Raw genomic sequence first — 6,775 nt, forward strand, 5'->3', positions numbered from 1 at the left:
CTCCCAAGCGCGCGGCCCGGTGTTTCGCCCCGGGCCGCGCGCTTGGGAGACCATCCAGTGACATACGTGAGTGCACCCACCGGCGGCCTGTACCGCCCCGAGTTCGAGCGCGACAACTGCGGCTTCGGCCTGATCGCGCACATGGACGGCAAGCCCAGCCACTGGGTGGTCAGCACCGCCATCAATGCGCTCGCACGCCTTACCCACCGTGGCGCCATCGCCGCCGACGGCAAGACCGGCGACGGCTGCGGCCTGCTCATGAAAAAGCCCGATGCCTTCCTGCGCCGCCTGGCCGGCGAGGCGGGGATCGAGCTGTCAGGCCTGTACGCCGCGGGCATCGTGTTCCTGAACACCGACCCGGCCCTGGCCGACAAGGCCCGGGAGGTGCTCAACCGCAATCTGGAAGCGGAAGGCCTGGCGGTGGCCGGCTGGCGTGCCGTACCCACGGACGATCGGGCCTGCGGCGCGGAGGCGCTCAAGACCCTGCCCGTCATCGAGCAGGTGTTCGTTGACGCCGGCGAGGGCCGGGACGAGGCGGCCTTCGAGCGGGCGCTGTTCGTGGCCCGGCGGCGCGCCGAAGTGGAACTGGCGGATGACCCGGTGTTCTACGTGCCGAGCCTGTCCGGCCACGTGATCTCCTACAAGGGCCTGGTGATGCCGGAGAACCTGCCGGTGTTCTATCCGGACCTCAACGACCCGGCGCTGGAGACGTCGATCTGCGTCTTCCACCAGCGCTTCTCCACCAACACCTGGCCCCAGTGGCGCCTGGCCCAGCCGTTCCGGTTCCTGGCACACAACGGTGAGATCAACACTGTGCGCGGCAATCGCAACTGGGCGCTGGCCCGTGCCCACAAGTTCTCCTCACCCAACCTGCCACGACTCTCCGAACTGCAGCCCCTGGTCAACATGGAGGGATCGGACTCCGAAAGCCTGGACAACATGCTCGAGGTGCTGCTGGCCGGGGGGATCGACCTGTTCCGGGCCATGCGGCTGCTGATTCCGCCGGCCTGGCAGAACGTCAACCACATGGATCCGGACCTGCGGGCCTTCTATGAATACAACTCCATGCACATGGAGCCCTGGGACGGACCCGCGGGCATCGTGCTCACCGACGGGCGCTACGCCGCCTGCACGCTGGACCGCAACGGCCTGCGCCCGGCCCGCTACGTGATCACCGACGACCGCCACATCACGCTGGCCTCGGAGATCGGGGTCTATGACTACGACCCGGCCCGGGTAGTCACCAAGGGCCGGCTCAAGCCCGGGCAGATGCTGGCCGTTGACACCACCACAGGCGAACTGCTGCTGCCCGACGAAATCGACCGCATCAATCGTGATCGCCAGCCCTATCGTCAGTGGCTGCGTGCCCACGCCGGCCACCTGAAGGCCCGGCTGACGGACCGCACGCTGATGCGCGCGCCCATGGGCAGCGTGCGGCTGGACGTCAACGAGAAGATGTTCGGCGTCACCTTCGAGGAGCGCGACCAGGTGCTTCGCGTCCTGGCCGAGGCCGGCCAGGAGGCCGTGGGCTCCATGGGCGACGACACCCCCATGCCGGTGCTCTCGGCCCGCCACGAGCGCTCCCTCTTCGATTACTTCCGCCAGCAGTTTGCGCAGGTGACCAACCCGCCCATCGACCCGCTGCGCGAGCAGATCGTCATGTCGCTGGAGACCTGCCTGGGCTGCGAACGCAACCTGTTCGAGGAAACGCCCGAACACGCCACGCGTCTCCTGGTGGACTCGCCGGTGCTCTCCGAGGAGAAGTTCCAGGAACTGAAGGAAGTGGAAGATCCGGAATTCCGTTCCACGGTCATCGACCTCAACTACGATCCCGCCACGGGCCTGGAGGCCGCCATCCGCGACGTGGCGAACCAGGCGGTACAGGCCGTGCGCAACGGCACCGTCATCGTCATCCTCAGCGACCGGCAGATCCGCGAAGACCGCATTCCCATGCATGCCCTGCTGGCCACGGGTGCGGTGCATCACCGGCTGATTCGCGAAGGCCTTCGCTGTGACGCCAACATCGTGGTGGAAACCGGCACCGTCAGGGATCCCCATCACTTCGCCGTGCTCATCGGCTATGGCGCCACCGCCATCTTTCCGTACCTGGCCTACGAGTCGCTGCAGGGCATGGTGGAGAGCCGCGAGATCCCGGAGGCGGATGTGGACCGGGTGGCCCAGGGCTACCGGCGCGGCATAAACAAGGGTCTGTTCAAGATCATCTCCAAGATGGGCATCTCCACCATCGCCTCCTACCGCGGTGCGCAGCTTTTCGAGATCGTGGGTCTGGACGACACCGTGGTGGAGCTGTGCTTCAAGGACAGCGTAAGCCGCATCCGGGGCACCCGCTTCGAGCATCTGGAGGACGACCAGAAGGCGCTGGCCGCGGAGGCCTGGAACCGCCGTGCGATGCTGCGCCAGGGCGGGCTGCTCAAGTACATCCACGGGGGCGAGTATCACGCCTACAACCCGGACGTGATCCAGACCCTGCACAAGGCCGTGCAGACGGGCGATTACGAGGCCTACAAGGAGTTCGCGCGCCTGGTGAACGAGCGCCCCGTGACGGTGCTGCGCGATCTGTTCCGCCTGCGCGATGACGTGGACCCGATTCCGGTCGACGAGGTGGAACCCATCGAATCCATCCTGCCGCGTTTCGACTCCGCGGGCATGAGTCTGGGCGCCCTCTCCCCGGAGGCCCACGAGGCCCTGGCCACGGCCATGAACCGTCTGGGCGGACGCTCCAACTCCGGCGAGGGCGGCGAGGATCCGTCGCGTTACGGCAACGAGCGCATGTCCAAGATCAAGCAGGTGGCCTCCGGCCGCTTCGGCGTCACGCCCCATTACCTGGTCAACGCCGAGGTGCTGCAGATCAAGATCGCGCAGGGCGCGAAGCCTGGCGAGGGCGGGCAGCTGCCCGGCCACAAGGTCAACAAGATGATCGCCGAGCTGCGCTACTCCAGCCCCGGCGTGGCGCTCATCTCGCCGCCCCCGCACCATGACATCTATTCCATCGAGGACCTGGCGCAGCTGATCTTCGACCTGAAGCAGGTCAACCCCAAGGCGCTGGTATCGGTGAAGCTGGTGTCCGAGGCCGGCGTGGGCACGGTGGCCGCCGGCGTGGCCAAGGCCTACGCGGACCTGATCACCATCTCGGGCTACGACGGCGGCACCGGCGCAAGCCCGCTCACCTCCGTGAAGTACGCCGGCACACCCTGGGAGCTGGGCCTGTCCGAGACTCACGTCACCCTGCGCGCCAACGACCTGCGCGACAAGGTACGGCTGCAGACCGACGGCGGCCTCAAGACCGGCCTGGACGTCATCAAGGCCGCCATCCTGGGGGCGGAGAGCTTCGGCTTCGGCACCGGCCCGATGGTGGCGCTGGGCTGCAAGTACCTGCGTATCTGTCATCTCAACAATTGCGCCACCGGCGTCGCCACCCAGGACAACGTGCTGCGCATGCACCACTTCATCGGCCTGCCCGAAATGGTAATGCACTACTTCCGGTTCGTGGCGCGCGAAACACGCGAATGGATGGCCGCCCTGGGCGTGAAGTCGCTCACCGACCTCATCGGCCGCGTCGACCTCCTGGAACGCCTGCCCGGAGAGACGCCCAAGCAGCGCAATCTGGACCTGGACCCGATCCTGTCCGATGGAGGCGTGCCGGAGGACAAGCCGCGCTTTTGCGTGGAGCCCCACAACGCGCCCTTCGACAAGGGCGAACTGGCCGAGCAGATGGTGGCCGACATGCTGAGCGCCATCGAGAACAAGAGCGGCGGCGAGTTCAGCTACGAGATCCGCAACACCCAGCGTTCCATCGGCGCGCGGGTGTCCGGCGAGATTGCCCTGCGCCACGGCAACTACGGCATGTCGGATTCGCCGATCACCGTGCGCTTCAGGGGCACGGCGGGCCAGAGCTTCGGCGTCTGGAATGCCGGCGGGCTGCACATGGTCCTGGAAGGTGACGCCAACGACTACGTGGGCAAGGGCATGGCCGCCGGCAAGCTGGTGATCCGCCCGCCTCGCGAGAGCACCTTCAAGAGCCAGGAGGCCACCATCATCGGCAACACCTGCCTGTACGGCGCCACCGGCGGCAAGTTCTTCGCCGCGGGTCTGGCCGGCGAGCGCTTCGGTGTGCGCAACTCCGGCGCCATCGCCGTGGTGGAGGGCGTGGGCGACCACGGCTGCGAGTACATGACCGGCGGCGTCATGGTGGTGCTCGGCCCCACCGGGGTGAACTTCGGCGCCGGCATGACCGGCGGCTTCGCCTTCGTGCTGGACCAGGACAACGGCTTCGTGGACCGCATCAACAACGAGTTGATCGACATGCACCGGTTGGACACCGAACACATGGAGGCACACCGCAACTACCTGGAGGACCTCCTGCGCGAGTTCGTGACCGAGACCGAAAGCGCATGGGGCGCCGGGATCCTTGAGGAGTTCGACACCTACCTGCACGACTTCTGGCTGGTCAAGCCCAAGGCCTCCGAGCTGCGCAGCCTGCTGGCGAATCTGAGGGCCGCCGCATAGCGGCAGGTACAAGGGCAAAAGTACAAAGTACAAGGGGTTAGGTCCTTTTCCTTGTACCTTTACCCTTGTACCTTGAACCTGCCCTCATGATTCCCCAGCACTTCATCGATGAGCTCCTTGCGCGCACGGACATCGTGGAGGTCATCAACGCGCGCGTGACCCTGAAGAAGCAGGGACGTGAATACGCCGCCTGCTGCCCCTTCCACGGGGAAAAGACCCCATCGTTCTTCGTCAGCCCTGCAAAGCAGTTCTACCACTGCTTCGGCTGCGGCGCGCACGGCACCGCGGTCACCTTCCTGATGGAACACGACAACCTCTCCTTTCCCGAGGCCATCGAGGAGCTGGCGCGTCAGGCGGGGATGGAGGTGCCGAGCGACCCGGGCAGCCGCGAGCGCAGCGAGTCGCACCGGCCCCTGTTCGAGGTACTGGAGGCGGCCGCGGAACACTATGCCAAAGCGCTGCGCCACAGCCCCGAGGCGGTGGACTATCTCAAGACCCGGGGTCTCACCGGCGAGATCGCCCGGGACTACCGCCTGGGTTATGCCGAAGACCGCTGGGACGGACTGCTTTCGTCACTCGTGCCGAAGTACGAGGAACAGCACCTGGTCGATGCAGGGCTGGCCATTCGCAAGGAAGGCGGCAAGGTCTACGACCGCTTCCGGGGCCGCATCATGTTCCCGATCCGGGACAACCGGGGCCGCGTCACCGGCTTCGGCGGACGCATTCTGGGTCAGGGCGAACCCAAGTACCTGAACTCGCCCGAGACCCCCGTGTTCCACAAGGGCAACCAGCTCTACGGCCTGTTCGAGGCCCGGCGCGCCAATACCCGCCTTGAACGGCTGCTGGTGGTGGAAGGCTACATGGATGTCATCGCGCTGGCCCAGCACGGCATCACCCACGCCGTGGCCACCCTCGGCACCGCCACCACTCGTGAACACCTGGAACGCCTGTTTCGCGTCGTGCCCCGGCTGGTGTTCTGCTTTGACGGCGACGCCGCGGGCCGCAAGGCAGCCTGGCGTGCGCTGGAACAGGCCCTGCCGGTCATGCGTGACGGCCGGGAGGCGGCTTTCCTCTTCCTGCCGGAGGGCGAGGATCCGGACAGCCTCGTGCGCAGCATCGGTGCCGAAGGCTTCTCCCGCCTCGAGGCCGGCGCGCAGGCCCTCACCGACGCCTTCCTGGAACAACTCGGGGAACGCTTCGACACCACCACCCGTGAGGGTCGGGCACGACTGGGCACCGAGGCCGCCCGCCTGCTCACGGCCATGCCCGAGGGGCTCCTCAAGGCCCAGCTGGTGAACGATCTGGCGCGCCTCTGTGGCGTTTCCCCGCAGGATTTCTCCTCACGGGCGGCCGAAACGCCGCACCCGCAGCCCGATTCCGGACGCCGCCCGTCCGCTGCCGGCCAACGTCCGTCGTCCCGGCGCCTGACGGTCACGCCGGTGCGTCTGGCCCTGTCCCTGATCCTCCAGGACCCCGCCCTGGCAGGCGAAATCAAGGACTGGCGCTTCCTGCAGCACAGTGACGTGGCCGGATCGGGCCTGCTTGCCCAGGTCATTGAAACCCTGGAAAACGCCCCAAACTTGACCACAGCGGGCCTGCTGGAACGATGGCGCGGGAGCGATGAGGGCCGCTTTCTACTAAAATTGGCCCAATGGCGACCACCCCCGGGAGATGACGCCGCGCCCGCCCGCATGCTGAACGACGCCATCAGCCGGCTGCGCGCCCTGCAGGACGAACAGCGTGCCACGGCCCTGCTGGACAAGGCAGCCCGCGAACCCCTGAGCGACGCGGAGAAAAGCGAACTCAAAGCCCTTCTGGCCACCCGAAAAGGGGCGGAAGGGGGCGGTGAATCTGGAAGCAAGCCCCCCTGAGGGCTATAATAAGCGGTTTGGCTTCGGCCCAAGTTCAAAGTTTCGGGTACCAGCAAGATATGGATCACGCAGAACAGCAGTCACGTCTCAAAGAGCTCATTGCCAAAGGCAAGGAACAGGGCTTCCTGACCTATGCCGAGGTCAACGACCACCTGCCCGACACCATCGTCGATCCCGAGCAGATCGAAGACATCATCGCCATGATCAACGACATGGGGATCACGGTGCATGAACAGGCCCCGGACAGCGACACCCTGATCCTGTCCGACAGCAGCGTGTCCGCGGACGAGGACGCCGCCGAGGAGGCCGCCGCCGCGCTGGCTTCCGTGGACAGCGAATTCGGTCGCACCACCGATCCGGTGCGCATGTACATGCGC

The 6,775-nt window shown here is 66.5% G+C and carries 3 protein-coding genes; all 3 read left to right on the plus strand.

Going from position 1 to position 6,775, the window contains the following annotated elements:
- Positions 1-66 precede the first annotated feature (66 nt).
- Positions 67-4,527: a glutamate synthase large subunit gene (gene gltB, locus B1C78_RS16510; RefSeq protein WP_077280258.1), complete on the plus strand. Its 4,461-nt coding sequence runs from the start codon at positions 67-69 to the stop codon at positions 4,525-4,527.
- An 86-nt stretch (positions 4,528-4,613) separates the two neighbouring features.
- Positions 4,614-6,398 carry a DNA primase gene (dnaG, locus tag B1C78_RS16515; protein WP_077280257.1) on the plus strand — a complete coding sequence of 595 codons (1,785 nt, stop codon included), beginning with the start codon at positions 4,614-4,616 and terminating at the stop codon, positions 6,396-6,398.
- Positions 6,399-6,457: 59 nt separating this feature from the next.
- On the plus strand, positions 6,458-6,775 hold a 318-nt coding region (locus B1C78_RS16520; protein ID WP_281250614.1), incomplete at its 3' end, for an RNA polymerase sigma factor region1.1 domain-containing protein.

The sequence above is a fragment of the Thioalkalivibrio denitrificans genome (assembly GCF_002000365.1).
GTDB lineage: Bacteria > Pseudomonadota > Gammaproteobacteria > Ectothiorhodospirales > Ectothiorhodospiraceae > Thioalkalivibrio_A > Thioalkalivibrio_A denitrificans.

Bases quoted from the DNA above. Each gene is read 5' to 3' on its own strand.
- dnaG (WP_077280257.1), top strand. From the start codon at position 4,614: ATGATTCCCCAGCACTTCATCGATGAGCTCCTTGCGCGCACGGACATC.